A 363-nucleotide genomic window follows, 5' to 3' on the forward strand; every position below is an offset into this window, starting at 1 on the left:
GGGGCGTCCCCGTCGTCGTCCAGCAATGCCAGGCCGTCGAAGCGGTTGCGTACCTGAGGATCGGCAAAGCGCCGGGCCAGTGCTTCCTGGTCGGCCGCCAGCACGCTGATCGCAAAGCGGCGGGCACGCTGGAAGGTGGACAGGCTCTGTGCATGCAGCGCCAGGTTCCACAGCACCAGGGGCGGTTGCAGCGAGACCGGTACGAACGAATTGATGGTCAGGCCGATGGGTTTGCCCTGCGCATCGCGCGTGCAGACGATGGCCACGCCGGTCGGAAAGTGACCGAGCAGCCGCCGCAGGGCGCGCGGCGGCATCTCGACCGACGGCACCGGGGCCGGGGCGGGGAACACCCCCGCCCACGGC

1 protein-coding gene is annotated in these 363 nt (G+C 70.5%); it reads right to left on the reverse strand.

What is annotated here, in order from left to right; genetic code table 11:
• The coding region (locus EN850_RS34320) for a flavin reductase family protein (RefSeq protein WP_210238038.1) at positions 1 to 363 on the reverse strand (363 nt) is incomplete at both ends.

Source organism: Mesorhizobium sp. M8A.F.Ca.ET.207.01.1.1 (assembly GCF_004794715.1).
Classification (GTDB): Bacteria; Pseudomonadota; Alphaproteobacteria; order Rhizobiales; family Rhizobiaceae; genus Mesorhizobium.